Origin of the sequence: Streptomyces sp. NBC_00306 (genome assembly GCF_036169555.1) — a bacterium.
Lineage (GTDB): Bacteria > Actinomycetota > Actinomycetes > Streptomycetales > Streptomycetaceae > Streptomyces > Streptomyces achmelvichensis.
In genome coordinates this window covers 3,206,629-3,231,728 of record NZ_CP108032.1, presented here as the reverse complement: position 1 = coordinate 3,231,728, position 25,100 = coordinate 3,206,629, and the positions used below count along the sequence as shown (strand labels likewise).

The 25,100-nt window shown below is 69.6% G+C and carries 24 protein-coding genes and 1 pseudogene; 9 read left to right on the top strand and 16 right to left on the bottom strand.

What is annotated here, in order from left to right; genetic code table 11:
- Positions 1-21: 21 nt before the first annotated feature.
- Entirely contained in the window at positions 22-384 is a 363-nt protein-coding gene (locus OHA05_RS14210; RefSeq protein WP_313945956.1) for a VOC family protein, read from the bottom strand.
- Between the two features lie 116 nt (positions 385-500).
- Between OHA05_RS14210 and OHA05_RS14205 the strand changes: the two genes are divergently transcribed.
- Complete coding sequence (locus OHA05_RS14205) at positions 501-1,019, top strand: CGNR zinc finger domain-containing protein (protein WP_328860768.1); 519 nt, start codon at positions 501-503, stop codon at positions 1,017-1,019.
- A gap of 65 nt (positions 1,020-1,084) precedes the next feature.
- Here OHA05_RS14205 and OHA05_RS14200 read toward each other — a convergent pair whose 3' ends face one another.
- Positions 1,085-2,428 carry a UDP-glucose dehydrogenase family protein gene (locus OHA05_RS14200; protein ID WP_313945958.1) on the bottom strand — a complete coding sequence of 448 codons (1,344 nt, stop codon included), beginning with the start codon at positions 2,426-2,428 and terminating at the stop codon, positions 1,085-1,087.
- A 163-nt stretch (positions 2,429-2,591) separates the two neighbouring features.
- Here OHA05_RS14200 and OHA05_RS14195 point away from each other — a divergent pair, with 163 nt between their 5' ends.
- The gene (locus tag OHA05_RS14195) at positions 2,592-3,773 is read left to right on the top strand and encodes an acyl-CoA dehydrogenase (RefSeq protein ID WP_443043693.1); all 1,182 of its coding nucleotides are present in this window, start codon (positions 2,592-2,594) and stop codon (positions 3,771-3,773) included.
- A gap of 506 nt (positions 3,774-4,279) precedes the next feature.
- On the opposite strand, the gene OHA05_RS14190 is transcribed toward OHA05_RS14195, so the two are convergent.
- Complete coding sequence (locus tag OHA05_RS14190) at positions 4,280-4,774, bottom strand: glycine-rich domain-containing protein (RefSeq protein WP_328860766.1); 495 nt, start codon at positions 4,772-4,774, stop codon at positions 4,280-4,282.
- A gap of 790 nt (positions 4,775-5,564) precedes the next feature.
- On the opposite strand from OHA05_RS14190, the gene OHA05_RS14185 reads away from it, so the two are divergent.
- From OHA05_RS14185 to OHA05_RS14175, 3 genes are read left to right on the top strand one after another with little or no spacing between them, the layout of a single operon-like run.
- Positions 5,565-5,819 (top strand): hypothetical protein, encoded by a 255-nt coding sequence (locus tag OHA05_RS14185; protein WP_328860765.1) that lies wholly within the window; start codon positions 5,565-5,567, stop codon positions 5,817-5,819.
- Positions 5,791-6,306 (top strand): DUF6879 family protein, encoded by a 516-nt coding sequence (locus tag OHA05_RS14180; protein WP_328860764.1) that lies wholly within the window; start codon positions 5,791-5,793, stop codon positions 6,304-6,306. Before OHA05_RS14185 ends, OHA05_RS14180 begins: the two co-directional genes overlap by 29 nt.
- A 16-nt stretch (positions 6,307-6,322) precedes the next feature.
- Positions 6,323-7,171 (top strand): helix-turn-helix domain-containing protein, encoded by an 849-nt coding sequence (locus tag OHA05_RS14175; protein ID WP_328860763.1) that lies wholly within the window; start codon positions 6,323-6,325, stop codon positions 7,169-7,171.
- 64 nt (positions 7,172-7,235) lie between these two features.
- Here the strand turns inward: OHA05_RS14175 and OHA05_RS14170 are convergent, their stop codons facing one another.
- The 7 genes and pseudogenes from OHA05_RS14170 to OHA05_RS14140 form a co-directional block, all read right to left on the bottom strand.
- Entirely contained in the window at positions 7,236-8,381 is a 1,146-nt protein-coding gene (locus tag OHA05_RS14170) for an RNA polymerase sigma factor (RefSeq protein ID WP_328860762.1), read from the bottom strand.
- An 8-nt stretch (positions 8,382-8,389) separates the two neighbouring features.
- Positions 8,390-8,797: a YciI family protein gene (locus OHA05_RS14165; RefSeq protein ID WP_313945966.1), complete on the bottom strand. Its 408-nt coding sequence runs from the start codon at positions 8,795-8,797 to the stop codon at positions 8,390-8,392.
- Between the two features lie 185 nt (positions 8,798-8,982).
- Positions 8,983-10,197 carry an IS30 family transposase gene (locus tag OHA05_RS14160; protein ID WP_328860054.1) on the bottom strand — a complete coding sequence of 405 codons (1,215 nt, stop codon included), beginning with the start codon at positions 10,195-10,197 and terminating at the stop codon, positions 8,983-8,985.
- Positions 10,198-10,249: 52 nt separating this feature from the next.
- Positions 10,250-10,403, bottom strand: a pseudogene (locus OHA05_RS14155) (LCP family glycopolymer transferase); the annotation flags it as partial.
- A 201-nt stretch (positions 10,404-10,604) separates the two neighbouring features.
- Entirely contained in the window at positions 10,605-10,931 is a 327-nt protein-coding gene (locus tag OHA05_RS14150) for a hypothetical protein (protein ID WP_313945967.1), read from the bottom strand.
- Between the two features lie 44 nt (positions 10,932-10,975).
- A complete protein-coding gene (locus OHA05_RS14145; protein ID WP_328860761.1) occupies positions 10,976-11,980 on the bottom strand; it encodes a helix-turn-helix domain-containing protein in 1,005 nt (334 codons plus the stop codon).
- Positions 11,981-12,260: 280 nt separating this feature from the next.
- Positions 12,261-12,701 carry an ATP-binding protein gene (locus OHA05_RS14140; protein WP_328860760.1) on the bottom strand — a complete coding sequence of 147 codons (441 nt, stop codon included), beginning with the start codon at positions 12,699-12,701 and terminating at the stop codon, positions 12,261-12,263.
- 144 nt (positions 12,702-12,845) lie between these two features.
- Between OHA05_RS14140 and OHA05_RS14135 the strand changes: the two genes are divergently transcribed.
- Positions 12,846-13,721, top strand: a complete 876-nt coding sequence (locus OHA05_RS14135) for a helix-turn-helix domain-containing protein (protein WP_443043692.1) — start codon at positions 12,846-12,848, stop codon at positions 13,719-13,721.
- Complete coding sequence (locus OHA05_RS14130) at positions 13,718-13,924, top strand: DUF397 domain-containing protein (protein ID WP_313945970.1); 207 nt, start codon at positions 13,718-13,720, stop codon at positions 13,922-13,924. Before OHA05_RS14135 ends, OHA05_RS14130 begins: the two co-directional genes overlap by 4 nt.
- 143 nt (positions 13,925-14,067) lie before the next feature.
- Here OHA05_RS14130 and OHA05_RS14125 read toward each other — a convergent pair whose 3' ends face one another.
- Positions 14,068-15,273: an LCP family protein gene (locus OHA05_RS14125; RefSeq protein ID WP_328860759.1), complete on the bottom strand. Its 1,206-nt coding sequence runs from the start codon at positions 15,271-15,273 to the stop codon at positions 14,068-14,070.
- 118 nt (positions 15,274-15,391) lie between these two features.
- Between OHA05_RS14125 and OHA05_RS14120 the strand changes: the two genes are divergently transcribed.
- Entirely contained in the window at positions 15,392-15,940 is a 549-nt protein-coding gene (locus OHA05_RS14120) for an acyl-CoA thioesterase (protein ID WP_328860758.1), read from the top strand.
- 30 nt (positions 15,941-15,970) lie between these two features.
- Here OHA05_RS14120 and OHA05_RS14115 read toward each other — a convergent pair whose 3' ends face one another.
- Positions 15,971-17,419: an LCP family protein gene (locus tag OHA05_RS14115; RefSeq protein WP_443043691.1), complete on the bottom strand. Its 1,449-nt coding sequence runs from the start codon at positions 17,417-17,419 to the stop codon at positions 15,971-15,973.
- Between the two features lie 127 nt (positions 17,420-17,546).
- On the opposite strand from OHA05_RS14115, the gene OHA05_RS14110 reads away from it, so the two are divergent.
- Positions 17,547-18,563, top strand: coding sequence for a glycosyltransferase family 2 protein (locus tag OHA05_RS14110; protein ID WP_313945973.1), 1,017 nt, complete (start codon positions 17,547-17,549; stop codon positions 18,561-18,563).
- A gap of 81 nt (positions 18,564-18,644) precedes the next feature.
- Here OHA05_RS14110 and OHA05_RS14105 read toward each other — a convergent pair whose 3' ends face one another.
- The 4 genes from OHA05_RS14105 to OHA05_RS14090 form a co-directional block, all read right to left on the bottom strand.
- Positions 18,645-20,357 carry an LCP family protein gene (locus OHA05_RS14105; RefSeq protein WP_328860757.1) on the bottom strand — a complete coding sequence of 571 codons (1,713 nt, stop codon included), beginning with the start codon at positions 20,355-20,357 and terminating at the stop codon, positions 18,645-18,647.
- A gap of 51 nt (positions 20,358-20,408) precedes the next feature.
- Positions 20,409-22,154: an LCP family protein gene (locus OHA05_RS14100; RefSeq protein ID WP_313945975.1), complete on the bottom strand. Its 1,746-nt coding sequence runs from the start codon at positions 22,152-22,154 to the stop codon at positions 20,409-20,411.
- 220 nt (positions 22,155-22,374) lie between these two features.
- Positions 22,375-24,093: an LCP family glycopolymer transferase gene (locus tag OHA05_RS14095; RefSeq protein ID WP_443043689.1), complete on the bottom strand. Its 1,719-nt coding sequence runs from the start codon at positions 24,091-24,093 to the stop codon at positions 22,375-22,377.
- A gap of 183 nt (positions 24,094-24,276) precedes the next feature.
- The gene (locus OHA05_RS14090) at positions 24,277-25,029 is read right to left on the bottom strand and encodes a TIGR03089 family protein (protein ID WP_313945977.1); all 753 of its coding nucleotides are present in this window, start codon (positions 25,027-25,029) and stop codon (positions 24,277-24,279) included.
- Positions 25,030-25,100: the final 71 nt, after the last annotated feature.

Genomic DNA, 25,100 nt, shown 5'->3' with positions numbered 1-25,100 from the left:
TTCGGCGGAGGCGGCGCGGGATCAGTTCGCGCAGAGGCAGAACGGGTGACCGGCAGGGTCGGCGTAGACGCGGAAGCCGCGGGACCGGTCGTCCGCCTCCAGCACCGTCGCACCGAGCGCCAGGACCTGCTTCTCGGCCGCGTCCATGTCGTCGACCATCAGGTCCAGATGGAACTGCTGCGAGTCGTCCGGCGCGGGCCACTTCGGCGGTACGTGACCGGGCGCCGCCTGGAAGGCGAGCGCGGTGCCGGTGGCGCCCACCAGGTTCACCCAGCCCGCGCCGTCGTCCTCGATCTCCCCGCCGAGCACCTCGGCGTAGAAGCGGCCGAGTGCGACGGGGTCGGGACAGTCCAGTACGACCGTGCCCAGGGTGGCGATGGCCATGGTTCCTCCTCGATCGGAATGCGGAGCCGACGGCGACTGTTGGCTCAGTTACCGCTACATCGGCTCAACCGGTAACCGTTACTGCATGGTCCCGCATCGGAGGTAACGTCGCAACCATGAATGAGAGGGCAGTCGCACCCGGCGGGCTGGCGCTGATCGAAGCGCTGGTGAACACGCTGGACGTCGAGACCGGCAGGGATGCCCTCGACACGCCCGAGGGCCGCGCCGCCCACGGCCTCGCCGAGAACGAGGTCGCTGCCGCTCGGGAACTGCGCGAGGCCCTGCGCGCGGCCTGTCTCGCCCACGCGGGCCACCGGCCGGCGGACGGTCCGCCGCCCACGGCCCTCGACGGGCTCCTCGCGTCGGCGCCTCTGCTGGTCACGGTCGCCGACGACGGCACGGCCGCCCTGCGCCCGGCCGCTCCCGGCAGCCTCACTTCACGGGTCGCCGAAGCGATCGCGGCAGCCGTGGCGGACGGCACATGGGCACGGCTGAAGGCGTGCGAGGCCGAGGACTGCCGGTGGGCGTACTACGACCGCAGCCCGTCGGGCCGGCGGCGCTGGTGCTCGATGTCGGTGTGCGGGGCGCGCGCCAAGATGCGTACGTACCGGGCCCGCCGCACGACGGCCGGCTGAACCGCGAAGGGCCCCGGCCAGTCCGCGCCCCGAGGCCCAGGGCGCGGATCCCGCTCAGACCCTGCTCAGGCCTTCGGGCGGCCCATCGCCCGGTACGTCCAGCCGGCCTCGCGCCACTTCACGCTGTCCAGCGCGTTGCGGCCGTCCAGGATGAGCCGGCTCGAGGTGACCTCGCCCAGCTCCGCCGGGTCCAGCTCGCGGAACTCGCGCCACTCCGTCAGGTGCAGCACCACATCCGCGCCCCGGACCGCGTCCAGCGCCGAGTCCGCGTAGCCGAGCGTCGGGAAGAGCCGCCGCGCGTTCTCCATGCCCTTGGGGTCGTAGACCGTGACCTGACCGCCCTGGAGATGGATCTGGCCCGCCACGTTCAGCGCGGGCGAGTCCCGGACGTCGTCCGAGTCGGGCTTGAACGTCGCGCCCAGCACCGCGACCCGCTTGCCGAGGAAGGAGTCGCCGCCGACCGCGTCCCTGGCCAGCTCCACCATGTGCCCGCGGCGCCGCATGTTGATCGAGTCGACCTCCCGCAGGAAGGTCAGCGCCTGGTCGGCGCCCAGCTCACCGGCGCGCGCCATGAAGGCGCGGATGTCCTTCGGCAGACAGCCTCCGCCGAAGCCGATGCCCGCCCGCAGGAACTTGGAGCCGATGCGCTCGTCGTAGCCGATGGCCTCGGCGAGCTTCACCACATCGCCGTCGGCGGCCTCGCACACCTCGGCCATGGCGTTGATGAAGGAGATCTTCGTCGCGAGGAAGGAGTTCGCCGAGGTCTTCACCAGCTCGGCCGTCGGGAAGTCCGTCACCACGAACGGCGACCCCTCCGAGACCGGCGTGCGGTACACCTCGCGCAGCAGCTTCTCCGAGCGCTCGCTCTCCACGCCGACCACGATCCGGTCGGGGTGCAGCGTGTCCTGGACCGCGAAGCCCTCGCGCAGGAACTCCGGGTTCCACGCCAGCTCGGCGTCCGCGCCGACCGGCGACAGCTCCGCGAGCAGCGCCGACAGCCGGGCCGCGCTGCCCACCGGCACGGTCGACTTGCCGACCACCAGCGCGGGGCGCTTCAGCAGCGGAGCGAGCGAGGTGAAGGCGCGGTCCACGAAGGACATGTCGCAGGCGTACTCGCCGTGCTTCTGCGGAGTGTTCACGCAGACGAAGTGGATGTCGCCGAACTCGCCGACCTCCTCCCAGGAGGTCGTGAAGCGCAGCCGTCCGCTGGAGCCCTCGATCCCGGCGACGTGCTTCGCCAGCAGCTCCTCGAGCCCCGGTTCGTACATCGGGACCCGGCCCGCGGAGAGCATCTCGATCTTCTCCGGGACCACGTCGAGTCCCAGCACCTCGAAGCCCAGCTCGGCCATGGCCGCGGCGTGCGTGGCGCCGAGGTAGCCGGTGCCGATCACGGTGATCTTGAGGGCCATGCGGTGCTCCAGAGAATTGCGCGGCAAGAATGCGACCCGAGCATAGCCGCGCCGCCGCCGGGGCACTTTTCCGCTGTCGCCAAGCTCACGTATGCCGATGGGCCGGGGGACCTCTAAAATTGGGTTACTTAACGGTAGTTAGCATGCTTGGGGAGTGAGAGAAGTGGCCGGATCGACCGGTAACTCGGCTTTTGACCTGTACCGCCCGTCCGAAGAGCACGACATGCTCCGTGACGCGATCCGTTCGCTGGCCGAGGCGAAGATCGCTCCCTTCGCGGCCGAGGTCGACGAGGAGGCGCGCTTCCCGCGCGAGGCCCTCGACGCTCTTGTCTCCAACGACCTGCACGCCGTCCACGTCCCCGAGGAGTACGGCGGCGCCGGCGCGGACGCGCTGGCCACCGTGATCGTCATCGAGGAGGTCGCCCGTGTCTGCGTCTCCTCCTCGCTGATCCCCGCCGTGAACAAGCTCGGCTCCCTCCCGGTGATCCTGTCCGGCTCCGAGGACCTGAAGAAGAAGTACCTGGGCCCGCTCGCCAAGGGCGACGCGATGTTCTCGTACGCCCTCTCCGAGCCGGACGCGGGCTCCGACGCCGCCGGAATGAAGACCAAGGCCGTACGCGACGGTGACTTCTGGGTCCTCAACGGCGTGAAGCGCTGGATCACCAACGCCGGTGAGTCCGAGTACTACACGGTGATGGCCGTCACGGACCCGACGAAGCGCTCCAAGGGCATCTCGGCGTTCGTCGTCGAGAGGGGCGACGAGGGCGTCTCCTTCGGCGCCCCGGAGAAGAAGCTCGGCATCAAGGGCTCCCCGACCCGCGAGGTCTACCTCGACAACGTCCGCATCCCCGCCGACCGCATGATCGGCGAGGAGGGCACGGGCTTCGCGACCGCGATGAAGACCCTGGACCACACCCGCATCACGATCGCGGCCCAGGCGCTCGGCGTCGCCCAGGGCGCCCTCGACTACGCCAAGGGCTACGTCCAGGAGCGCAAGCAGTTCGGCAAGCCGATCGCGGACTTCCAGGGCATCCAGTTCATGCTCGCCGACATGGCGATGAAGCTGGAGGCGGCGCGTCAGCTCACGTACTCGGCGGCGGCCAAGTCGGAGCGGGTGTCCGCCGGAGGTGCGAAGGAGGACCTGACCTTCTTCGGCGCGGCGGCGAAGTGCTTCGCCTCCGACGTCGCGATGGAGGTCACCACGGACGCGGTCCAGCTGCTCGGCGGTTACGGCTACACCCGTGACTACCCGCTGGAGCGCATGATGCGCGACGCGAAGATCACGCAGATCTACGAGGGCACGAACCAGGTGCAGCGGATCGTGATGGCGCGGAACCTGCCGTAGCGGGGTTTTGCCTGGGCCATCGGCCGTTCTTCATGGCCCGCTTGCAGTGATCGACTTCCGTCCGTCCCGGTCCGCCTCGGGCTGATCATGGGCGTCATGCTGGGGGGAATCCTGGCCCGACGCCCACGCCCGAACCGATGCGCTCGGAATCGCTCGAACAACCCACGGAACGCTCCTGCCATGAACGGCAGGAGCGTTCCTTGGGTTGGTTTGTTGGTCAGCGTCGCAGGCAGTCACTCGACCTTGGACGGGATGACGAACCCTCGCATCGGTCCTGACCCCGGTTCTTCCTCCGGAAACTTGGCGGCCACGGATGCCAGGGCGTCAGCGGTCACGTCCCGGCGTGTGGTGGGATCAACCGTGTCGTATACACGCCAGGGCCCCGCCGTGTTCTCCGGGTCGACGGGCGCGACCACACCGGGGATTCCCAACTGCCGTAGTACAGCGTCAACTTGTCGGGCCTGCTCAGCGTCCACGCTTCCGCCTTCCGTCTACTCGCGGCCAGCCTAACCACCGCCACCGCCATCGCCCGAGCAGTGCGAAGCGCACTTGCCCGGATTGATCGGGCCGCAGCCGCCGGGCCTGGGCGTGTGGGAGCAGCTGGCCGCCACCGAGACCAGCGCCTCGGCCGGGCCCGTCCACAGCTCACCGTCCACGGTGTGCCCGGCCTGCTCGATGGTGGTCACCGTGCGGATGAGCGCGTGCTCGTCGTGGCGTTCCGGGTCGGGGCGCTCGGGCCAGTGGTGCACGAACCGCCCGAGGCGCTCGCACAGCTTCTTGTACAGGTTCGTATGCAGGATCAGGGCGTGCCATCCCTCATCGACCACGCTGGAGGGCGTGATCTTGACCGTGGGGAACTGCGCGGCGGCGTCCATGAACTTGAGTGCTTCCACCACGATCCGCTCGGCCGTGGCCTCACCCATGCCGGGGTTGTTGTCGAGGACGGTCGCGACGACACCCCCGAATGCGGCAGGGGTGAGTAATGCGCGTAGATCGCGCATGGGCGTTCCTCCCTTTTGTGACTTCACAGCCCACCGCGGCAGCTCGGCTGTTCCACGTTCCGCCACCGGGGTGGTGGCTCTACTCGGCGCGGACCACCATCGCGAACGACATGCGGAGGCGCCGGAAACAGGCGTGACCGGACCGGCCCGTGTGACTCATGAACTCCACGTCCACCGACGTGGAGTCGTCAGCGGAAGTGGTCTTTCCAGCCGCAGTGCAGGCACTCGGCGCCGAACGTCACACCCGCGTCCGGGTGTTCGGTGATTCGGTGCTTCACATACCGCATCGCCGCCTGGAAGCTCACAGTCCGCCCCTGCGGCTTCGCTCGTTGGCTTCGGCGACCCTGGCGCTCAGATCCGCGGTCGACTGCACCGCCGGGGTCCGGTAGTCGGGGCACCTCGGACTGCCGCATCGGCATCTCGGCCAGTTCAGACCATCGCCCGGAGCAAGGTCCCCACCTTCGGGACCACCCGTGTCGGTCTTGGCCACGAGCACCGCCCCGCCGATACCGAAGGCTTCAATGAGCTGAGACAGAAAGCGTCTGCTTTCCCCGCTGCCCATGTGGTCAGCCGGTCCGATGTCGGCGTCCCGTTCCCGCCCCGCCATGCCGGCCCTCCCGATCGATTCCGCGTCGATGAGGTGACCGTACGAATCGAGGAGCGTCGGACTCCACGAACTTGCACGAACTTGCACGTCAATTCGCCTGACTCAGTGCCGTATTGACACCTTCTTTCCAGCTCAAGGAAGCTGGTGCAAGCCCGAGCAAGTACCTGGACCAGGGAGCCTGCCATGGCCGTAGAGTTCGTTGGGATCGATCCCGACACCGACCGGGACCACTGCCCCACAGTGTGGGCGGACGCGGAAGCACAGGAGATCTTGTTGCAGGGGTGGAAGCCGACCCCCGAGACTCGGGCGGACTGCGAGGGAAGCAGCCCTGCGAACGGTCCGGCGCCCGACGGTGAGGCCATCGTGAGGATTCCAGCCCGGATGATTCCGTTGATCAGGGAGGCATGCGATGCCGTCGAGCGTGCCCAGCTTCGCTGAGCTGCTTGGCCAGTGCAGGCGGTCAGCCGTCCACCTGGAGTTGCGCGACTCATACGCCGCCACGGACCGGTTCGAGGCGTGGAGGCGTGGAGAGCGGATCAACTGGGAGGACCGCGAGTCCTGGTGGCATCCCTATGATCAATTGATCGCTGACACCGTGGCCAAGGGCGTGGTGGTCCGAAGGGCGCGGGTGATCTCCGAGCCGGTATCCCAGTACATCCGGTGGGAGCACTACGTCACGCATGCCAACGTCACGGCCGGCGAGCAAGTCCGCTGGCTGCCCCGGCGACGGGCCACGACCATCGCCCTGCCGGGAAACGACTTCTGGCTGTTCGACGACGCGCTGCTCCGGGTGCACCACTTCTCGGGTGATGGCGCGGTGGTGGAGGACGAGATCTCGACCAGTCCTGAAGCAGTGAAGCTGTGCTCGGCTGCGTTCGAAGCGGTCTGGGAGCGAGCGATCCCGCACCACCAGTACGAGGTCTGACGAGAGAGCCGGCTCCATGCCCCCGCATCCCTCTTCACACGTTCAGAAGGCCCGCGAAGCCCTCGCCGGCCGTCTGCGCGAGATGCGGAAAGACGCGGGGATCAGCGGGCGGGAGCTGGCCGTCGGATGCGGCTGGTCCGAGTCGAAGTCGTCCCGGATCGAGAACGCCAGGACGCCTCCCTCCGACGCCGACATCCGAGCTTGGTGCCGAGCCTGTGCCGCTGACGACCAGGCCCCCGACCTGATCGCGGCCAACCGGCAGTCCGCAGAAGCACATGTGGAGTGGAAGCGGCTTCAGCGGACCGGCCTCCGGCGCCTGCAAGAGAGCACTGGCGACCTGTACCGACAAACCAAGACCTTCCGCGTCTACGTGTCCGACGTGATCCCTGGCTTCCTTCAGACAGCGGGGTACGCCTCCGCGCTGCTGTCCTCCATCGCGGATTTCCGAGGAACACCGGACGACGTGAGCGAGGCCGTAACAGCTCGGATACGGCGTAACGAGGTGCTGCGCAAGGGCGGCGGCCGGTTCTCCTTCGTGCTGGAAGAGTCGGTGTTGCATTACCGGCTGTGTGCCGCCGAAACCATGGCTGCCCAGCTTGGCCACTTGCTCGGCGTCATGGACTTTCACAACGTTGCTGTGGGTATCGTCCCATTCTCGACGCAACGGACCGTATGGCCCATGCCAACCTTCACGATCTTCGATGAAGGCAGGGTGCATGCCGACACTCTGGACGCCGCCTCCACGCTCACACAGCCCAGCCAGATCGAGCTGTACGCCCGCGCCTTTGAACGTCTCTCGCAGCAGGCCGCACGGGGAGCGGCCGCCCGCGCCCTCATCGCGGATGCGGTGGCATCCCTCGGCTGACCAGCGGTGGTGCCACCTCACGCACGGATGATCAGCGGTCGTGACGGCGACGGAGCCCGCCCCGTCAGCCACCCCCGCGGGCGTTCAACCGCGCCGCCTGGCGGGTCAAGTGGTCCCGTTCCGCGAGGTTGGGGGCCTTGTAGGCCGCCTCGGCGTACAGCCGGGCCGCCGCCGACAGGTCGCCGTCGCGTTCGTGGAGGTACGCCGACACCGCGGTGTGGCGGGGCACGGTGTCGTCCAGCGCCGCGAGCGCAGCCAGGCCCGCGCGCGGGCCGTCGGCCTCGCCCACGGCCACCGCGCGGTTGAGGCGGACGACCGGACTGTCCGTCAGGCGCGCGAGTTCGTCGTACCACTCGACGATCTGCACCCAGTCGGTCTCCCCGGCCGTGGGCGCGTCCGCGTGGAGTGCCGCGATGGCGGCCTGGGCCTGGAACTCGCCCAAGCGGTCGCGGGCGAGGGCCGCCTGGAGGATCACGACGCCCTCGGCGATCGACGTCGTGTCCCACCGGCCGCGGTCCTGCTCGGCGAGCGGCACCAGACTGCCGTCGGGTGCGGTCCGGGCGGCACGCCGGGCGTGATGGAGCAGCATGAGGGCGAGCAGGCCCGCGACTTCGGGGTGGTCGATCGCGGCCGCGAGCTGCCGGGTGAGCCGGATGGCCTCGGCGGCGAGGTCGACGTCGCCGGAGTAGCCCTCGTTGAAGACCAGGTAGAGGACGCGCAGCACGGTGGCGACGTCGCCGGGCTGGTCGAAGCGCACGCCGGAGACGGTGCGCTTGGCCCGGCTGATCCGCTGCGCCATGGTCGCTTCCGGTACCAGGTAGGCCTGGGCGATCTGGCGGGTGGTCAGCCCGCCCACGGCGCGCAGGGTGAGCGCGACCGCGGACGACGGCGTCAGCGACGGGTGGGCGCAGAGGAAGTAGAGCTGGAGTGTGTCGTCCACCGCGGGCGCGGAGCCCGGCGCCGGTTCCTCCTCGACGAGGTCCTCACGCCGGCGGCGGGCCGTGTCCGAGCGGGTGGCGTCGAGGAACTTGCGCCAGGCCACGGTGATCAGCCAGCCCTTCGCATCCCGCGGAGGGTCGGCCGGCCAGACGCGGACCGCCTCGACCAGAGCCTCCTGCACGGCGTCCTCGGCCGCCGCGAAGTCGGCACCGCGGCGGACGAGGACGGTGAGCACGCCGGGCGTGAGGCTCCGGATCAGGGCCTCGTTCATCGATGGGGTCACTCCGTGATGGTCTCGTGGCAGCCCAGGAACGGGCGCAGCTCGAGCCACTCGTGGATCGGCTTGCCGCCGGCCCCGGGGGCCGCAGACAGCTCGCCGGCCAGCTCGACGGCACGCTGGTGGCTGTCGACGTCGATCACCATCCAGCCGGCGATCAGGTCCTTGGTCTCGGCGAACGGACCGTCGGTGACGGGCGGGCGCCCCTCACCGTCGTAGCGGACGAATGTCCCCTCGGGGGCGAGCGCCTGGCTGTCGACGAACTCGCCGGTCTGCTCCAGCCGGGCCGCGAAGTCGTTCATGTACTGCATATGGGCCGAGATCTCCTCCGGCGTCCACTGGTCCATCGGCACGTCGTTGGCCGGAGCCGGGGCGCCACGGTAGTGCTTGAGCAGCAGGTACTTCGCCATCGTGGATCTCTCCTCGGTGTGGGTGCGACCCATTGTGGTCGCTTGCACCCCGGGGACGGAGCCGGGCACGGGTTCTCGACATCGCTCGACGTCACCGCCGGAGAATTTTTCGGGCGGATGCGAAAGGGCCCGCCGCGCGACACAGGGCGGTTTCTAGGGATCGTCGCAACACCTGGTGGTGTTGATCAGATCGCGAGCAGTTTATGCAGGCGCTCGGCTGGGGTTTCCCAGCCGAGCGTTTTGCGTGGGCGGCGGTTGAGCTGGTCGGCGACGGCTGTCAGGTGGTCAGGGGTGTGGACGGACAGGTCGGTGCCCTTCGGGAAGTACTGCCGCAGCAGGCCGTTCGTGTTCTCGTTCGAGCCGCGCTGCCAGGGGCTGGCCGGGTCGCAGAAGTAGACCGGGATGTCGGTGGCAAGGGTGAACTCGCCGTGTCGCGCCATCTCGCTGCCCTGGTCCCAGGTCAGGGACCGCTTCAGCTGGGCGGGCAAGGTCTGGACGGTGGCCGTCAGGGTGCCGAGGACGGCCTCTGCCGTGTGGTCACCGGGCAGGTGCAGGAGCATCACGTAGCGGGTGGCACGCTCCACGAGGGTGCCGATCGCGGACTTTCCGTCCTTGCCGATGATCAGGTCGCCCTCCCAGTGCCCGGGAACAGCTCGGTCTGCGGCTTCGGCGGGGCGTTCGCTGATCATGACCATCGGCGTGGTGAAGCGGGGCTGACGGCAGTTGGCCTGCCGCTGGGGTCTGCGGCGGGCGCGGCCGGAACGCAGAGCGCCGGCAAGCTCACGGCGCAGCTGGCCCCTGCCCTGGACATAGAGCGCCTGGTAGACGGTCTCGTGGACCACGTGCATCTCCGGCCGGTCGGGAAACTTCTGCCGCAGAGCCTGGCAGATCTGCTCCGGGCTCCACTTCTCGTCCAGCATCGTCTGGACGGCCTCCCACAGCTCCGGCTTCTCAAGGATCTTGCGTGGCTTGGGGCGGGGCCGGCGGGCTTCGGCGCGGGCCTGGGCGGCGTGCGGCCGGTAGGCCCCGCTTCCGGGGTGGCGGTTGCGCCGTATCTCACGGCTGACCGTGGACGGGCTGCGGCCCAGCTCCGCGGCGATCGCCCGCACGGTGGCGTTCTCCCGAAGCCGGTCGGCAATGTGGATCCGCTCGTCCTCGCACAGATACCGGGACGAGCCGGAAGCCGGTACCACCGGATTGACCGGTGGTACCGGCTTCCGGTTCCGCTCTCCGGAGCGGCCGTTGCGCCACTTGTTGCCCGTCCGGCGGTCGACGCCGACGATCCGGCACGCCTCGGTGTTGCTGTAGCCCTGCTGCACGAGCCGGGAGTATTCCTCCCGCTCCCGTGACAGCTTCTTACGCCCCTGCGGCGTCCGGTCCGCTCGGATCTCGAAGTCCATCGCACCCCTTGAACTGGGGTGTTGCGACAACCTCTAGAACCAACGCAGCGCGGCGGGCCCTTCCCAGGCGGTCGGGAACCTCCAGCGTCTGCTTGCCGGCCTGGAAGTCGGCGGCCGGCTTCTTGTCCTTGAAGGCCCTCGGGATGTCCATCCCGACAACCGCCGAGCGCGTCCACGATGCCGGCGAAGCCGATCTCGACGTAGTGACCGCTGAGGTTCGCGCTGCCCAGCAGAGCGAGGCGGCGATCGGCGGCGATGATCTTGCCAGGGATGCTGCCCGGTGCGGAGCGGTCTGTGCGGTGCCGAATGCGGACTTGTGCAGCAGCTGACTCGGACGCAGCTCACCCACCCGCAGAGCTCCGTTGGACCGTGTGCTCACGGGCGGTCCGCAGCGGGTGGCGGCGGCCTCAGGCGGGTGGGGTGGTGTCGCCGACCAGGCGCAGGGCAGGGGGTTCGACGGCGAACTCGCCGATCTCCAGGGCCGCTTCCCGCCACTGGGCGGCGAGTGCGAGCAGGTCCTCACTGTCGTGGCGGTAGCCGGGTGGTGAGGATTCCGGGAGGGTGGGCCAGAGCATGGTGACGGCGAAGCGGACCGCGTGCAGGGCCGAGCCGACGTGCGGGTCGACGCCGTTCTTCAGGCGGACGATCAACTGGAGCCGGGTGGCGATGTCGACGAGTTCCTCGTAGACCGTGGCGCGTTGGTGCGCGCGGGCGGCCTCGATGGCGTCGTCCATGGTTCCTCCGGTGCTTGCTGGGTGGGCGGGGGGTACCGGGCCGGTCAGGCGGCCTGGGCCTGGGCGTCCGCTGCCGGCGGTGCCTCGGTGTCGTCCCTGGCCCGGGCTTCGCGTCGGCAGTCGCGGCAGAGTCCTGGCTCGGGGGCGCGGAAGACGCGCTTGCAGGTCCCGGTGCAGTCCTGGATGGGATGGATGACATCCGGCACGGGGAGGTCGGGGAGCGGTGGCGGGAGGAGTGAGGCGAGTCGGTGGGCGAGCAGGGCCGCCGGATGTTTCAGGGGGTGGGGCAGGCCGGTGGTGAGGGCGTGGCGGACAGCGTCGGGGGTGGCTTCGCGTTCCAGCCAGGCGGCGACGGCCGGGGCCAGGCGTCGGACGTCGCGCTCGCCGAGGAGCAGGCGGGGGTGGTCGCGGCGCAGGCCGGAGAGGAGATCGGTGGCCACGCGGTGGCGCTCCGGGTCGGGGCTCTGTGGCTCGGGGAGCGGTGGGCGTGGGCGCGCGGGCGGCGGCGGTACGGAGCCCGGGGCCGGTGCGGGCTCCGCGACCGTGGCCGCCGGTGGGGCGGCCTCCGGGGCCGGGAGCTCTGCGGTCTCGGGTTCCATTGCGGGCGCCGGGGGCGTGGCCGGGACCGAGGCCGGTCGGGTGGGCTCGGCCCGTGGCCGGGGCGCTGCGGTGGGAGCCGGGGTGCCACCGGGCTGGTTGTAGGAGACCGTCCTGGTGACGAGCTTGCCGCCGGGGAGGCGCACCAGGGTGCGTTCCAGGTAGGAGTGTTCCTCCAGTTCACGCAGCGCTGCGGCGATACGCGCCTCGCTCTCCGGGAACCGCTCGGCGAGTACCTTGATGCCGACCTTCGCCCCGTCGGGCAGCGACTGGATGTGGACGGCGAGCCCGATCGCGGTGAGGGACAGCTCGCGGTGCTGCGCGAGGTGGTTGCCGACGATCGTGAAGCGGCTGGTGTGCACCGCGTTGACGTGGATCACGCCGAAGGCGGTGACGCGCCCGGGAACGCGGGACGAGGCGCGCGAGGGCGCGCTAACCTGCTGGGTATCCATCGGGAAGCCTCTACTTCCTCGGTGGTCAGGCCCTCGATCGGGATTGCCGTCCCGGCCGGGGGCCGACGCATGTCTGCGGTTGTCGCGGCGAGCATATGCCCGCCAACCCGCCCGAAATCCAGCCCGATGGGCCAAGGTCACCCGGGAGAGTGACGGGGGCCGGGTGGGGTGGGATGGGTGCTTTCCCCGGTTCTTTCCCACGTTCTTGAGAGCTTTTGCGTCGTGCGGCATCGCGTCGCCGACAACCGGGTCGTAGCCATCCGCGACCCCGTGTGACCCGTCACGGTACGAGGTCGAGCTCGGCCCACACGGTCTTACGGGGCACGGGCCCCTGGGTCACGCCCCACCGGTCGGCGAGTGCTTCGACGATGAGCAGACCGCGCCCGGACTCGGAGTCGGCGGCCGGCGCGGTGGAGATGCCGGGACGGGGCAGCAGGCGGTCGCCACGGGTGTCGGTGACCTCGATGCGCAGGCGCTTGCCCTCGTCGTCGACGGTGAGATCCAGCCGAAAGTCCCTGCCGGGTACACGGCCGTGCACCGTGGCGTTGGTGGCCAGCTCGGCGACGATCTGCGCGGCGGACTCCGGAGGGAGCCCCCAGGAGGCCAGTTGCGCCGTGGTGAGCAGGCGGGCGAGCCGGGCACCCCGGAGGGTGGGGGAGAGCAGCACGGTGAACTGCCGCACGGGAGCGGAGGATTCGGTTCGGGTGATTTCCTGATTCACGTGACTCAGCGTGGCCGGGCCGTGCCTACGCTGAACAGAGCGACGCGTGTACGGACAGTGACTGTCCAGGTGGTGTACAGCCCTGTCCATCCGGTACGGCGTCGAACGCGACACGGTACGGACACGGGTGGAGGCGGGTGTCGTATGGCGGGCGAAGTCGGCAGGGACCGCATGGCGGACGGGGCGGACGAGCCGGACCGGGACGTCGAGCTGGAGGACGACGACTCGGGAGCGGTGATCGCGGCGGTCGGCCGGCAGGTCCGGCTCTGGCGGGAGGCAGCGGGCATGCGCGCGGCCGACCTGGGCGCGGCGATCGGGTACGGCGAGAACCAGGTCTACAAGGTCGAGACCGGCAAGCGCATCCCGAAACCGGAGTTCCTGGACAGGGCGGACGAGGTCCTGGGCGCGGACGGGAAACTGGCCGCGATGAAGACGGACGTGGCGGAGGTGAGGTACCCGAAGAAGGTCCGGGACCTGGCGAAGTTGGAGGCGGGCGCGGTCGAGATGGGCGCGTACGCAAGTGTTGTGGTGCACGGCCTGCTTCAGACCGAGGAGTACGCCCGCGCGCTTTACGGCGAGCGACGTCCCGCGTTCTCCGAGGAGCGGGTCGAGCGCTTCGTGGCTGCGCGACTATCCAGGCAGTCGGTTTTCGGGCGGCAGCCGGCCCCCTTGCTGACGTTCGTCCAGGAGGAAGCGACGCTGAGGCGGCCCACCGGAGGCAGAATGGTGTTACGCCGACAGCTCGAACACCTGCTGGAGCTAAGCTCGTTGAGGCACGTCGAGATCCAGGTCATGCCGACGGAGACGGAAGAGCATGCGGGTCTGGGTGGGTCTCACCAGGTGCTCAAGTTGAGCGACGGTACGGCTGTGGCGCACAACGAGGTCCAGCTCACCAGTCGGCTGATCACCGAGCCCAAGGAGGTCCAGATCCTTGAGATGCGCTACGGCCTGATCAGGGCCCAGGCGCTGACGCCTCGGTTGTCGCGGACCTTCATCGAGAAACTGGCAGGAGAGACATGAGTGTCAAGCCCTCGGCCGGAGACCCCTCCGAGCTGACGTGGGTCAAGAGCAGCTACAGCACGAACGACGGCCCTGAGTGTGTCGAGGTCGCTGCGATGGTCAGCGCGGTGCACGTGCGCGACTCCAAGAACGTGCCGGGCCCGGAGCTTGGCTTCGGACCCGCCGCATGGGCGGACTTCGTGACGTACGCCTCCGGGAGCTGACCCCTGAGCACTCGCGCCCCGAGCCCGGTTGATCCGGGTTCGGGGCGCGTTGCGGTCAGAAGAAGCTGATCTGGTCGTCGCCGGCGGGCGGGCTTGTCGCCCTGGGTATGCGTGCGGGCTTCTTCCCAGGCGGTCGGGAACCGTCAGTTGCCGGTGACCGTGACCTTCTCGTCGTTCTTGAGCTGCTCCACGAGCTGCTTCACCTTCGCCTTGTCCCAGACGAGGTTGCCGCCCCTGGTGCCCGAGATCGGCATGTTCATCGACGTGCCCTCACCGCCCGTGACGCCCTTCATCGCGAAGAACATCTGGCCCAGCGACCAGAGCGACATGTCCTTGTCCACGATCAGGGTGTCCAGGCCCGCGCCCATGGTCGGGTAGAGCTTGAAGGGGTTCAGGATCGTGCTCGGCGTCGCCGTCTGGGAGGCCAGGGCCGCGAGGAACTTCTGCTGGTTCTTCGTACGGTCCAGGTCGCTGCCGGCGAAGGCGTAGCGGGTCCGGACGAACGCCAGCGCCTGCTCGCCGTCCAGCGTCTGCTTGCCGGCCTGGAAGTCGGCGCCCGACTTCTTGTCCTTGAAGGCCTTCGGGATGTCCATCTCGACACCGCCGATGGCGTCCACGATGCCGGCGAACCCGGCGAAGCCGATCTCGACGTAGTGGTCGATGTGCAGACCCGTGTTGTGCTCGACCGTACGGACCAGCAGCTCCGGGCCGTCCTCGGCGTACGCGGCGTTCAGCTTGACCCGGCGGCCGGTGTTCGGGAAGAGCTTGCCGGAATCGGAGCCCTTGAACGACGGTATCTCGACGTCCGAGTCACGAGGCAGTGAGATCAGCGTCGGGCCGTTCGAGCCGTCGTGCAGGATCATCATCGAGTCGGTCCGCTTGCCCTCGGCCGAGCCCGTGTGCAGCTTCTTCTTGTCCTCGGCCGACATGCCCTCACGGCTGTCGGACCCGACGATCAGATAGTTGGTGCCGTCTCCGGCGCCCGGACGCTCGATGACCTTGGAGAGGTCGACCTCGCGCTTGAGCTTGCCGTCGGCCCAGAAGTACGTGCCGATCGTGACCGCGAGCAGCGCCACCACCAGGACGAGCGAGCCGATCTTGATCCGGCGAGGCCAGTCAGGGCCGTAACCGCGCGGTGCGTGGCCCTGGGGCGGCGGGGCGCCGGGGCCGCCGGCGGGCGGGGAGCCGTAGACCTGGCCCGTGTTGTAGCCGCTGTCGTAGGGGGCGTCGTCGTACCCCTGCGACTGCTGCTGCGGGACCGGCCGTCGCTGCACATGGCGCATCACGCGAGCGCCCTCGGGCTGAGAGCCCTGGCTGCCGCGTCCGTATCCTTCGGGCCAATCGTTCATGGCGACCAGTGTGCCGGTGGGACCTCGCGCCATATAGAGGGGGTGGGGAATCGGACCTGGCCTGTTGCCAAGCTGATGCAATGACCCGATTGTGTGACCCCCGCATAGGGTGGACGTCATGACAGATCAGGCCCAGCGCTCGGAGTCCGTAATTCCGGGCAAGCCCACTTCGGCGTCCCGTACCACCCTCAGTCACATCATGACCGGCAGTGACACCAATCTCCTCGGCACGGTGCACGGCGGCGTGATCATGAAACTGGTGGACGACGCGGCGGGCGCGGTCGCGGGCCGGCACTCCGGTGGTCCCGCCGTCACGGCGTCCATGGACGAGATGGTGTTCCTGGAGCCGGTCAGGGTCGGTGACCTGGTGCATGTGAAGGCCCAGGTGAACTGGACCGGCCGGTCCTCCATGGAGGTCGGTGTGCGGGTCATGGCCGAGCGCTGGAACGAGTCGACCCCCGCCCAGCAGGTCGGCTCGGCCTATCTGGTGTTCGCGGCGGTCGACGGGGACGGCAAGCCCCGCGCCGTACCGCCGGTGGTCCCCGAGACCGAGCGGGACCGGCGGCGCTACCAGGAGGCCCAGATCCGGCGTACGCACCGGCTGGCCCGCCGCCGCGCCATCAGGGAACTGCGCGAGAAGCGCGCCGCCGACGGGATGCAGGACTAGAGCCCGCGCCCGGGGCGGGCGGCAGCCCCGTCAGGGGCAGACCACCTGGTCCCCCTTCACCGTGTCGAACTCGCCCTGCTTCACATCCTTCGCCCGCACGGTGGTCACCCCCTTGTAGTCGGCGCCCGCGGTCACCTTCAGCGTCTGCCCCTGGCCGTTCACGGGCCGCAGCTCGCACCCGGGCAGCGCCGCCGCCAGGGAACGGGCGGAGCGGTCCCAGCGCGGGTCGTACTCGACGAAGGTGCGCCGCACCACGGGGCTGCCGCCGCCGTTGAAGGGCGAGCCGGTCGTGTTGAAGCCGGTCGCCCGCAGCGCGGAGTCCACCTTGCGGCCGAGGCCGTCGGCACGCGTCCCGTTGTAGACCTGCACCCGGATCTGCTGCGGGGCGACATCGACCAGCGGGACCTTCGGCCTCTGTGCGGTCGCCGGTGCGAGCGGCTTGTCCTCGCGGATCATCCGGAACAGTTTCTGCGCCTTCGCGTCGTCCCACGTGACCGTGGAACCGATGCCCTTGGCCGGGCCCATCGCGCCGATGGGTACGGAGGTGAACTCCGAGGACGCCGCCGAGAAGCCCCGCATCGCCCTGCTGAGCGCCAGCATCTCGTCGGGGCCGAAGCCCGCGTCGGCCCGGACGGAGTCGAGCATGGCCGAGGTCACCTGGCGGAACTTCATCGGGTTCAGCGTGACGCCGGTGCCGGTGGCCTGCTTGATGAAGGCCGCGACGAAGCGCTGCTGGCGCTGCATCCGGCCCAGGTCGGACGCGCCGTCGACATGGCGCGAGCGCACGTACTGCAGCGCCCGGCCGCCGTCGAGCCGGTGGGTGCCGGCGGCGAGATCCAGACCGGTGTACGCGTCCTTCATGGACTGGGCCGTGCAGATCTCCACCCCGCCGACCGCGTCCACGGTCTTCATGAAGCTGGTGAAGTCGACCTCCAGATAGTGGTCGATCTTCACCTTGGTCAGCTGCTCGACGGTGCTGACGGTCAGCCCCGGGCCGCCTTCCGAGTACGCCGCGTTCAGCTTCACCGGGTGGGCCTCGTGGCGCTTGCCCGTGTTCCGGTCGGTGTGGGCGGGGATCTCGACGTAGCTGTCGCGGGGCAGGCTGACCACGCTCGCCCGTTCCCGGTCGCGCGAGATGTGCACCAGCATGATCGTGTCGGTGCAGCGGCAGGGCGCTCCGCCGAGGCGGTACTTCTCCTTCTGCTCGGCGGTGATCTTGTCGCGGCCGTCGGTGCCGACGAGGAGCAGATTCATCCCGTGCCCGCCCGCGGGCCGGTTCTTCATGTCGCGGAACGGATCCACCCGGCTGATCCCGGTGTCCAGACTGGTCACCACCGCATGCCCGATGGCGCCCGCGCCGAGCACCAGGACCGAGAGGGTCGTCGCCACCCGCAGGCCCCAGCGCGGCCGGAGGACCGGCCGTCCGGTCCGGGGCCTCGGGTTCGGCCGGGGACGGGGGGAGCGGGGCGGTGTGGGCACGGGGGAGGCACCTCCGTGGGTGACGTGGGGGGAATCCTGCACACCGTAGGCCCATACGATCTGCTGCCAGGGGCAGGGAACGGCCGCCGCGCCTCCGTGTCCCCCGTTCGCGGTAACGTGGCGCCCGATGAACGCCATGCCCCCTGTCTCCGTGATCATGCCGGTCCTCAATGAGGAGCGGCACCTGCGCAACTCGGTACGCCACATCCTCGAGCAGGAGTACGGCGGCGAGATGGAAGTGGTGATCGCGCTCGGCCCGTCCACGGACCGCACCGACGAGATCGCCGCCGAACTCGTACGTGAGGACCCTCGCGTCCACACGGTGCCGAACCCCACCGGACGTACGCCGGCCGCGCTGAACGCCGCCATCAAGGCCTCCAGCCACCCGATCGTGGTGCGCGTCGACGGCCACGGCATGCTGTCGGCGAACTACATCGCCACCGCAGTCCGCCTCCTGGAGGAGACCGGCGCGCAGAACGTCGGCGGCATCATGCACGCCGAGGGCGAGAACGACTGGGAGCACGCGGTCGCCGCCGCGATGACCTCGAAGATCGGTGTCGGCAACGCGGCCTTCCACACCGGCGGTCAGGCCGGTGCCGCCGAGACCGTGTACCTGGGTGTCTTCCGCCGTGAGGCGCTGGAGCAGCAGGGCGGCTACAACGAGGAGTTCATCCGCGCCCAGGACTGGGAGCTGAACTTCCGCATCCGTGAGGCCGGCGGTCTGATCTGGTTCTCGCCGGAGCTGCGGGTGCAGTACCGCCCGCGTCCCTCGGTGCGGGCGCTGGCGAAGCAGTACAAGGACTACGGCCGCTGGCGGCACGTCGTCGCCCGCTACCACCAGGGCTCCATCAACCTGCGCTACCTCGCGCCGCCGGTCGCGGTCTGCGCGATCGCCGCGGGCGTCGTGGTGGGCGCGGTGCTGACCCCCTGGGGCCTGCTGGTCCCCGGCGGCTACCTCGCCGCCATCGCCGCGGGCTCCGTCCCCGCCGGCAAGGGCCTGCCGCTCAAGGCGCGGCTCCAGATCCCGGTGGCGCTGGCCACCATGCACATGTCGTGGGGCTTCGGCTTCCTGACGAGCCCGCGCGCGCTGGCGAGGAAGGTCATCGCGAGCCGCCGTCCGGCCGTGCAGAGCGCGTCGGCCTGACGCGTACGAGACGTCTCACGGCGGAGGGCCCCGGGTGCACGCACCCGGGGCCCTCCGCCGTCAGCGGTCCTGCGTCGCCGTCTACCAGGTGAATCCCGGCTGGATCTTCATGCAGGCCTTGGTGTTGCCGTTGAGCGCGCGCGCCGACTCGGGCGTCTTGTTGTCGACGGCCGGCGCCTTCGGGAAGGCTGTGCCCTGACGCCAGTCCGCTCCCACGATCAGCGCGATGCCGGTGACGTCCGTCGACTTCTTCACCGAAGTCAGCGGAATCCCGAGGGACTTGGCGATCGCCTGGGCGTCGCCCTCCAGCTCCGCGTTGGAGTACCGGACGACCGTCTTCGCCTGCGCGTTGGGCGTGGCGTCGGCCACCGCGCGGGTGAAGCCCTTGCCGCTCAGCACCCCGGCGATCTCCGTCGCGCGGCCCTTCTGCGGGATCCGGCCGTCCGCGCCGGTGCCGTTCTGCACCGACACCGAGATCTCGGCGGGCGCGGCCGCCGGGTCCTTGGACACCGCCGGCGCCGCCGGCTTCTTCGGCGGGGCCTTCGACGCCTTGCCGTCCAGCGGGATGTCCTCGCGGACCATCCGGAACAGCTGCTCGGCGTCGCCCTCCTTGGGCTCGACCTTGCCGGCGTAACCCGGGCGCTGCGAGTAGACGTTCGGCATGGTCGTCATGGTGATCCGGCCGGTGGGCACGCTCTTGAGCTGGCCGCCGAGGTCGTAGAGCTTCTTGACCGAGTCGATGCCGTTGTCGACGGTGAGGGCCCCGATGGCGGCCTCGGCGAGCTTGCGCAGCTTGTTGGGGTCGGTGAGCTTGGTGTTCTCGCGCAGCTCGCGCACCATCGAGTTCATGTACATGTGCTGCGCGTGGGTGCGCGCGAGGTCGGTGCCGTCCTCGAAGCCGTAGCGCGTCCGCAGCCACTGGAGCGCCTGCTCACCCTTGACGGGGTGCGTGCCCGCGGGCAGCTTGAGCCCGGAGCCCTGGCCGGTGCGGTTGCGGGAGTGCACGTTCTGCAGGACGCAGACGGGGACGCCGCCGATGGCGTCGGCCATGGAGACCACGCCCGCGAAGTCGATCATCATGAAGTGGTCGATGGTGATGCCGGTGAGTTCGTACCAGGTCGCCACCGTGCAGCCCGGACCACCGCGCCCCAGCGACTCGTTCGTCGGGGCGAAGCGGGACGCCGGATAGGTCTTCTTGCTGTCCGGGTCCGTGCACTCCGGGATCTTCAGCATGGTGTCGCGCGGCATGCTGATCACCGAGATGTTGGAGCGGTCGGCGGACATGTGCACCAGCATCTGCACATCGGCGAGCGGGGTCGAGCCGAAGGTCTTCTTCGCGCCGCCGAGCTTCTGGTTCGCCGCGTTGTCGCGTGCGTCCGATCCGATGAGCAGGATGTTCAGCGGCGTCTGACCGGCCGCGTTGGCCTTGTGATCCGGCATGTCGTTGCCGAGGGTCAGATCGTCCTTCTTGAGCTTGCTGTTGAGGTGCTCGTAGTACAGATAGCCGGCACCCGCCGTGGCGAGTATCAGCAGCGAGAGCACGGACGCGACCCAGCGCAGTATGCGGCGTTTGCCGCGTTTCTGCCGTCGTCGTGCCGCCGGGCCGCGGCGGCCGTGTCCGCCTCTGCCGGCCGTCCCCGCCGCCGGGGCCTCCCGCTCGTCGTCGAGAGCCAGACGCGCACGGCCCTTGGAGCCGTCGCCCTCCTCGTCGTACAGCCCCTCGTCCCACCCCACTTCACGGGCGTGCGGGACGCCCTCGCGCGTCCCCTTTCCCCGCACGCTGTTCTGACCCACCCCTGGTTCCCCCTGTCGTTCAGGCAGGCCGAGCGACCGGGAGGTCCCGAGTCACTTGGCGCACACCTGTTTGTCCGCTTCGACCTTCTGCACACCTTCCGGCGCCTTGGCCGGACCGGTGATGGGCACCCCTGCGCCCTTGTAATCCGCACCGAGGGTCAGCGTCATCGCCTCGAGTCCCTCGGCGTTCGCCGTTCCCGGCTTCAGTGCCGTCGCGGGCAGCCCCATCAGATCCGCGAGCTTGCGGGCCTGGTTCGCCTGGTTCGGCGCGTACGTCAGCGTCGTCTTCGTGAGCTTCTCGGGAGCGTTGCCCTCGTTGCTCGACTTCAGGACGCCCTCCTCGTTCTGCAGCCAGGTCAGCGTCGCCAGCGCCGCCCCCTGGGTGTTGCTGCCGTTGTAGACCGCGACCCGCACATCGGCGGCCGCGGCCCTCGGTCCGGTCAGCAGACCCTTCTGCTTGTTCTTGGCGTCCTGCTCCTTCTGCTTCACCTCGGTGAGCGAGGTGTCGTTCTGGATCATCGAGAAGAGGGGCTTGGCCTTCTCCTCGCTCAGCAGCACCGTGGCGCCGTCGGTGTTGTCGACGACGGGCACAGTGGCGAAGGTGATGTTCTTCGGATCCACCTTGGACAGTTCCATGCCGAGGTCGCGCAGCCGCGAGATCTTCCCTATGCCCGTGTCGACGGTGAGCGCCTTGGTGGCCGCCTCCGCCAGGTCCCACATCTTCGAGGGGCTCGACAGGGTGTCGCTCGACTTCATCTTGCGGATCAGCGAACTCAGGAACTGCTGCTGGATCTCGATACGGCTGAGGTCGCCGCCGAAGCCCACCGAGTGCCGCGTACGGACGAACGCCAGGGCGTCCTCCCCGGCAAGGACGTGCTTTCCGGCGGGAAGGTTGAGCTTGGAGTCCTTGTCGTTGATGTCCTTGGCGAGGCACACCTCGACACCGCCGACGGCCGTCGTCATGGTCTTGACCGCGTTGAAGTCGGCCATCATGAAGTGGTCGACGGTCACGCCGGTCAGCTCCTTGACCGTCCGCATGGTGCAGCCCGGGTCGCGGCCCGACTGGCCGAGGCTCTCGTTGAACCGGGTCTTCGGCGTACCGGGGATGATCTTTGTCGAGTCCCCGGTCTTGGTCTCGCAGTCCGGGATGTCGGTGATCAGGTCGCGCGGGATGGACACCGCCGTCGCGTTGGTCCGGTCCTTGGAGACATGGAAGAGGATCGTGGTGTCGGCGTGGCCGACGCTGTCCTTGTCACCGTAGGACTCGTTGCCCTTGCCGGAGCGCTTGTCGGTGCCGATGACCAGGATGTTGACGGCCTGGTCCTTCTTGAAGCCGCCGCTGCCGGCTCCCGCCACGTCGACCGTGTTCAGATTGCCGTCGAAGTGGCGGTACACGAGGTATCCGGCGACGGACGTGGCGACGACGAGGAAGGCGACCACGCCGCCCGTCCACATCATCGCCTTCTTCTTGCGGGAGTTGGCCTGCTTGCGCTTGCGCCGGCCCGCGTTGGGCGGGTTCTTGCCCCCCGAGGCGTCGCCGGCGCGGCGGGAGCGCTGCGGGGGCACCTCGCGGCCGGGCGTCTGGGTCCTGCGTCCCTGCGCACTGCGCGGGGACGGAGTTCGCGGGGCGGAGCCGCCGGAGCCGGCTGCCTTACGGGCGGCGCTTCTCGAGGAGGAGCCGCCCGACTGCGCTGCGGATTGACCCAGTCGCAGTTCGTAGTTGCCGGTCTGCGGGTTGAGTACCCACTGGTCGGCGGGGTCGATCTCGTCCGCCCGCCCACGGCTTTGCGCATCCACGGTTGCTTGAGTCCTCCGTCGGTGCCACGCGACGCGCCTCCCCCGAAGGGCGCTCGGTCTTTCGATCCAGCAGTGCGCGACACGGGGTCGTAGCACCGGATCGCGTCACACTATCCGCCCAGTTCAACGTGGGGCGACGTCCGTGACAAATTCCACGTCCCTTACAAGTGGGCAATCTGCCTAATAGGCATGGACTCCCCGCCCTGCCTTGGTCATCGCTTTACTCACAGGCGGCGCTGGCCGCGTTCCGGCCGGCGAACGTCGGCGACGGCGACGGGTCCGTGGAGCTGTTCGGATCCGGCTTCTCGCCGGGCTGCTTCTGACCGATTCCGCCGGGAACCACGGTGATCGGACTGTCCTGCCGCAGCCGCTTGAAGAGCTCGGCGGCGTCCGGCTGCCTCAGCTCGTCACGGTTCGGATCGGCGGAGTACGCCTGCCGGGGCACCGTGAGGAACTGCACTTTCTCGGTGGGGATGCTGCGCACTGAGCGCGTCAGGTCGTACAGGTCCCGCAGCGAGTCCAGGCCCGGGTCCGTGGTCAGCGACTTCGTCGCCGCGTCCAGCACCGGGTAGAGCCGCGCCGGATTCAGCAGCACGCCGTTGCTCTGGACCTTCTTGACCAGCGCGCCGAGGAACTGCTGCTGGCGGTCCATGCGTTCCGTGTCACTGCCGTTGCCGATGCTCTTACGGGCGCGGACGTAGCCCAGGGCCTGCTCACCGTTGAGGGTCTGCTTGCCGGCGGGCAGTTTCAGATGGGCGTCGGCGTCGTCGATGGGCTCCTTGAGGCAGACCTCGACACCGTCCACGGCGTCGACCATCTCCTTGAAGCCGCTGAAGTCCACCACCATGTGGTGGTCGACGCGGATGCCGGTCATGCGCTCGACGGTACGGATGGTGCAGGCGGCGCCGCCGAACTCGAACGCCCAGTTGAACTGCGCGAACTGCTCCCTCGTACGGGTCCCGTCGGGCTTGCGGCAGCTGGGGATGGACACCATCAGGTCGCGCGGGACCGACATCGCGGTCGCGCTCTGCCGGTCCGCCGCGATGTGCAGCAGGATCGTGGTGTCGGAGCGCTGGGTGCCGCCGTCCTGGCCGTACTTGCTGTTGCCCTTGCCGGAGCGGGTGTCGGAGCCGAGGAGCAGGATGTTCTGCGCGTTCAGCGCGACCGGTGTGGGCCGTTCCTTCTCGTACGTCTCCAGCTCTGCCGCGGCGGAGGTGTCGGTCGTGATGTTGCCGTCGAGCTTCTGGTAGAACCACCAGCCGACCCCGGAGGCGGCCACCACGAAGACGGCGGTGCCGAGAGCGACCCAGCGCAGCCAGTGGCGCTTGCGGGCCGGGGTGTCGGGCCCGGCCTCGGGTGCGGCGGGGTCCGCTTCGCCGGCGGCTTCGGCGACGGCGACCTTGGGCTCTACGCCGGCGTCGGTCCCCGCGTGGGTGGTTCGGGTGTTTTGGGTGGGTTCGGCGGTGGCGTCGGCGGACTCGTGGGCGGCGGCTTCGGTTTCGTCGTCGCCGGTTTCGGCTTCGGCGGGCCTGTCGGGGGAGTGTTCACCGGTGGAGTGCTTGTCGGCGGTGGCGTGCGCCGGGCCGCCTGCCGGGCCGTTGCCCGCGTCTTCCGTCGAGCCGTCTGCTGAGCCGTCTGTCGGGCCGTCTGCCGAGTTGTCCGTGCGCTCGTCCCCGGAGCCGTCGGGCGCCCCGGCGTCATCCGCCGATTCGCCCCTGTTGCCCGCGGGTGTCCCGCTTTCGTCCGTGACGTCCTCATGTGTCCCGTCCGCCCGAACCGTCTCGTCCGATGGCGAGTTCTCGCCATCCGCGGCAGCGGGCGGAGGGGTGCTGGCCCGGCCCGCACGAGGCGCGGGGGTGTCCGCCGCGGGCGGGTCCGATGCCCGCTCGTCCCCGGCGTTGCCGTCCGGTTCGGCCGGCGTGCCAGCACTGTCCGTCACGTCTGCGTCCATCCTTCATGGCGTCGGCGGCGCGCTGGGTCGCCGATCGCAGGACTAGACGGCTGAACCTCACGCTTGGTTGTGCGTTGAAGCACACGTATCGCCGATCATCCACCGCAGTTGAGGCCGGAGCCCGGGGGCTCGGCTCGTGTGTGCGCCACACGAGTGGCCCTCGGAGGCTTGTCATACTGCGGTGTTGGTGACCCGCTCGCTCTCGATGCGCTTGTCAAGGTTGTCTTGGGACAGTTCCCCGAGATTGCGGCACAACACCACCGAGGCGCCCGCGGCGAGTGGTGCGAACAGCCCGGCGGACAGGCCCTCCCAGGATGCGTACTCGCGTCCCGTCAGCAGCCGGGACCCGCTCACCAGGCCCAGTTCGGCCGCATCCGTACGCGCCTTCTCCACCAGCTGGACGCCGGTCAGCTCCATTCCGCCGACGGCGAGCGCGGGCGCGGCCGGGTCAACCGGCGCGAACGGCGCGAAGCGGTCGCCCTGCGCCGGCACCTCCACCGCGTAGTCGACGAACCCCGCGGGCGGCTGCGGGAAACGCCCGCCCAGCGGCCGCAGCGCCAGGGCCACCCGCTCCCCGGAGCAGGCGCGCGCCTCCTCCAGCGTGTCCGGACCGCTGACCACGACGTCCGCGTCCGCCGGGTCGCCGCCGACCTCCACCGTCACGCCGACCGACGAACAGGCGAGCAGCCACACCGCGCTCTGCCAGTGCGCGGGCAGGAGCAGCGCGAGCCGGTCGCCGGGCCCGGCGGCAAGATCGCCCTGGAGCAGATTGGCTGTCTTGGCCACCCAATTGGCGAAGGTCGCGACGGACAATTCCACGCGTTCACCGGTGGCGTCGTCGTAGAAAGTGACCAAGGGGCGCGCCGGGTCCGCGGCGAGCGCGGATCGCAGCAGGTCGGCGGGGGTACGGTCGCTGGGGTTCACGCGGCAAGCGTACGTGGCGAGGTACCCCGGGAGACCGCCGTACCGGTGACGGGTCCTCCGGTCGGACCGAT

What these genes read in the sequence shown, in the direction of transcription:
- OHA05_RS14205 (WP_328860768.1), top strand. Translation starts at nt 501, where the DNA reads ATGAATGAGAGGGCAGTCGCACCCGGCGGGCTGGCGCTGATCGAAGCG.
- OHA05_RS14135 (WP_443043692.1), top strand. Translation starts at nt 12,846, where the DNA reads ATGGCGGGCGAAGTCGGCAGGGACCGCATGGCGGACGGGGCGGACGAG.
- OHA05_RS14210 (WP_313945956.1), bottom strand. Translation starts at nt 384, where the DNA reads ATGGCCATCGCCACCCTGGGCACGGTCGTACTGGACTGTCCCGACCCC.
- OHA05_RS14110 (WP_313945973.1), top strand. Translation starts at nt 17,547, where the DNA reads ATGAACGCCATGCCCCCTGTCTCCGTGATCATGCCGGTCCTCAATGAG.
- OHA05_RS14130 (WP_313945970.1), top strand. Translation starts at nt 13,718, where the DNA reads ATGAGTGTCAAGCCCTCGGCCGGAGACCCCTCCGAGCTGACGTGGGTC.
- OHA05_RS14170 (WP_328860762.1), bottom strand. Translation starts at nt 8,381, where the DNA reads ATGAACGAGGCCCTGATCCGGAGCCTCACGCCCGGCGTGCTCACCGTC.
- OHA05_RS14175 (WP_328860763.1), top strand. Translation starts at nt 6,323, where the DNA reads ATGCCCCCGCATCCCTCTTCACACGTTCAGAAGGCCCGCGAAGCCCTC.
- OHA05_RS14145 (WP_328860761.1), bottom strand. Translation starts at nt 11,980, where the DNA reads ATGGATACCCAGCAGGTTAGCGCGCCCTCGCGCGCCTCGTCCCGCGTT.
- OHA05_RS14120 (WP_328860758.1), top strand. Translation starts at nt 15,392, where the DNA reads ATGACAGATCAGGCCCAGCGCTCGGAGTCCGTAATTCCGGGCAAGCCC.
- OHA05_RS14190 (WP_328860766.1), bottom strand. Translation starts at nt 4,774, where the DNA reads ATGCGCGATCTACGCGCATTACTCACCCCTGCCGCATTCGGGGGTGTC.
- OHA05_RS14150 (WP_313945967.1), bottom strand. Translation starts at nt 10,931, where the DNA reads ATGGACGACGCCATCGAGGCCGCCCGCGCGCACCAACGCGCCACGGTC.
- OHA05_RS14180 (WP_328860764.1), top strand. Translation starts at nt 5,791, where the DNA reads ATGCCGTCGAGCGTGCCCAGCTTCGCTGAGCTGCTTGGCCAGTGCAGG.
- OHA05_RS14165 (WP_313945966.1), bottom strand. Translation starts at nt 8,797, where the DNA reads ATGGCGAAGTACCTGCTGCTCAAGCACTACCGTGGCGCCCCGGCTCCG.
- OHA05_RS14200 (WP_313945958.1), bottom strand. Translation starts at nt 2,428, where the DNA reads ATGGCCCTCAAGATCACCGTGATCGGCACCGGCTACCTCGGCGCCACG.
- OHA05_RS14185 (WP_328860765.1), top strand. Translation starts at nt 5,565, where the DNA reads ATGGCCGTAGAGTTCGTTGGGATCGATCCCGACACCGACCGGGACCAC.
- OHA05_RS14125 (WP_328860759.1), bottom strand. Translation starts at nt 15,273, where the DNA reads ATGAACGATTGGCCCGAAGGATACGGACGCGGCAGCCAGGGCTCTCAG.
- OHA05_RS14160 (WP_328860054.1), bottom strand. Translation starts at nt 10,197, where the DNA reads ATGGACTTCGAGATCCGAGCGGACCGGACGCCGCAGGGGCGTAAGAAG.